Here is a 2,765-nt window from a genome sequence, read left to right on the forward strand (position 1 = left end):
CCCCTCGGGGATCCAGAGGCCGGAGACGCCGCAGCCCACCATCGCGGGGGTGTTGGGCATCGCGCGCAGAACGCGGTAGCCGCCGAGCCACCTCGAGAGCGCCGCGGATTCAATCCCCGCCGCAATCGAGAGGGCGGAGCCCGCCGGATTGAGGAGCGCCTTCACGGGCTCCAGGGCCTTCTGCATCGTCTGCGGCTTCACCGCGAGGACGAGAAGATCGCAGGCCATGACCCAGTCGCCGAGCTCCAGATGGGTCTCGGCGCCCTGTGCCGCCAAGGGCGCGAGCTTCTCTTCGTGGTGGTCGACGACGTGCACCGTGAGGTCCGCGTGCTCACCGCGCAGAAGCCCGCCCACGAGGGCCGTTGCCATGTTGCCGCCGCCCAGGAATCCAACCGTCAGCATCCTCTTCTCCTTTATCCCTCTTCCGAGGGGTGTGAATTTGTAGTATTTGACTGCGCCGCCTTCAGCCGCTTCAGACGCGGTTCCCGTAGAACCGTTCGCCGAAGATCGCCCGGCCGATGCGCACCATCGTGGAGCCCGCCTCAACGGCCTCCTCCAAATCCGCGCTCATCCCCATCGAGAGGGTGTCGGCCTGCGGATGCGCCTTCTGGAACTGAGCAAAAAGCGTGCGCATCGCGAGAAGCGGCTTCATCCGCTCTTCGTGCGCATCGGCCGGAGCCGGAATCGCCATCAGGCCGCGCAAACGCACGTTCGGCAGCGCCTCGACGGCGCGGGCGAGGTCTTCGAGATCCTCGGGCTTCACGCCCGACTTCGTCTCCTCGCCGTCGATGTTGACCTCGATGAGGAGGTTGAGGGGCGGCATGCCGGCGGGGCGCTGCGCGCTGAGGCGCTCGGCGATCCGCAGCCGGTCGATCGACTGCACCCAGTCGAAGCGCTCGGCGACGCCGCGGGTCTTGTTCGCCTGCAGCGGCCCGATGAAATGCCATTCGAGCTGGAGTTCCGGATGGTGCTCGCGGAACCAGTCCACCTTGGCGCATCCCTCCTGCGCGTAGTTTTCGCCGAAGGTGCGGGCGCCCAATTCGGCGCATTGGAGCAGCGCCTCGGCGCCAAAGGTCTTGCCGACGGCGAGAAGCCGCACGCTTCCCTCGGGGCGGCCCGCCTTCGCCTCGGCCTCGTGAAGCTCTTTGACGACATGCGCCCAGCGCCCGGGCAGACCCGGCTGAAGTTCGGTCATAAATCCCCTCATTGGAGCACCGCTCGGGCGGAGGCTGCGCCCCTCCCGAGCGGTGCGGCTCGTTCGTGATGGAGACGAAAGTCTACCGCCCATGCACGCGGGCCGCTCCGGGCAGAACGGCGCCTCATCCGCTTCGGAGTACTTCGGTTCGCCGCGCCGGATTTGATGAATGTCAAGAGAATCGTTCGCCTGCGTGCAGCCCCGCGGCGGTTTGATCCTGCGCCGCGGCAGGGGTCTCGACGGACCGCTGCGCCCTCAGGATCACTTTTCGGCCCCGCCGCCCGTCCGCCCCTGCAGCTCTAGGAGTGCGGCACATCGATGAAGATCATGACGCGTGAAAAGACTGAGTATCACAATCCTTTTCGAACTACCGAAATTATTTTCAATGCATTGATGTTTATGAAATTTGCTGAACTCCTCTCCGCAGAAGATCAACACAAAGGATCACGTAGAGATCTCAAAAGTGAAGAGGCGGATACACTCGGAGGAAAGACAACGGCCGCGACATCCCGACACCTTCCGGCCGCCGATTTCCACCCGCGCCCCGCGCGCTCTTGTGCGTCCATGCGCCCTTTTCCCGGAGGTCCGCCATGCTCTCCCGTTCACTCGCCGCCGACCCGAAGCCCGCCACTCCCGTCTGGAGCGCGCTCGTTGAAAAGTCCCGCTCCTGGTTCTCCGAGGAGAAGACCGCGGAGAAGCGCGGGGAGAAGCGCGGCGCCGTCACCTCGGGGATCGCGCCGCTCGACCGGATGCTCCCGGAGGGCCTTCCCACCGCAGGGTTCACGGAGGTGCTGTCGTCCGCCGCCGGGCGGCCGGAATTCCGGCTGATGCTCGCCGCGGCCGCGCGCCTCGAATCCTGCGTCTGGGTGCTGCCCGCGAAAGGCTTCGAGCCCTTTGCGCCGGCCTTCGAGGCGGCGGGCGTGGATCTCACGCGGCAGCTCTTCGTCGCGCCGCCTTCGCCCGAAGCGGCCTTTGAGGCTGCGCGCGAAGCGGCGGCGAGCGGCGAGGCGCGGGCGGTCTTCGCGTGGCTCGCACCCCTCGCGCCGGAAGCGGACCGCCGGGCGGTGCGGCGTCTGGCGCTCGCGGCCGAAACCTGCGGCGCCGCGGTCTACGCCGTGCGGCCGGCGGCTCTGGCATGTCTTCCCGCCGCGGGGAGGTTCCGCCTCCAGCTCACGCCCGCGGACCGCACGACGCTGCGGGTGCGGGCTCTGAAGCGCGGGGCCTACCGCACGCATGCGGCGGAGTGCCTCGTGCCGCTTTCGGACTTCGTCGAAGAGACCTCCGCCGGGACGAACAAAGTGGGCAATGCGAACACTGTTCCCGCCAAGTCCGCCGCCCGCGAACCGTCGCTCTTTCCCGACCCCGTATTCGCCGCCTGACTCCCCTGCGCCGCCGACAGCCCTCTTTGGAATGCTTCTCCCGCCATGATCTCCGCCGTTCTCTTTCTCCCGCAGCTTCTCTTCTCCTCCGTACCGGAACGCCTCGCCCTACATGCGGCCGGGGCGGAGCTTCCCGCCGCGGTGCTTGTTGAAAGCGTCGTCGCCGCGAGGAACGCCTCTGCGGCCGCACG

At 67.5% G+C, this 2,765-nt stretch carries 3 protein-coding genes; 1 reads left to right on the top strand and 2 read right to left on the bottom strand.

The window, feature by feature from the left end; genetic code table 11:
* Window positions 1–402: pyrroline-5-carboxylate reductase family protein (locus tag ACT6Y9_RS10150; RefSeq protein WP_443744444.1), on the bottom strand; the 402-nt coding region annotated here is incomplete at its 3' end.
* A 70-nt stretch (window positions 403–472) separates the two neighbouring features.
* Window positions 473–1,195, bottom strand: coding sequence for a YggS family pyridoxal phosphate-dependent enzyme (locus ACT6Y9_RS10155; protein ID WP_295477396.1), 723 nt, complete (start codon window positions 1,193–1,195; stop codon window positions 473–475).
* 590 nt (window positions 1,196–1,785) lie between these two features.
* On the opposite strand from ACT6Y9_RS10155, the gene ACT6Y9_RS10160 reads away from it, so the two are divergent.
* Entirely contained in the window at window positions 1,786–2,574 is a 789-nt protein-coding gene (locus ACT6Y9_RS10160) for an ImuA family protein (RefSeq protein WP_443744445.1), read from the top strand.
* The last annotated feature ends 191 nt before the right edge of the window (window positions 2,575–2,765 follow it).

Origin of the sequence: Sutterella sp., assembly GCF_052272535.1 — a bacterium.
GTDB lineage: Bacteria > Pseudomonadota > Gammaproteobacteria > Burkholderiales > Burkholderiaceae_F > Sutterella.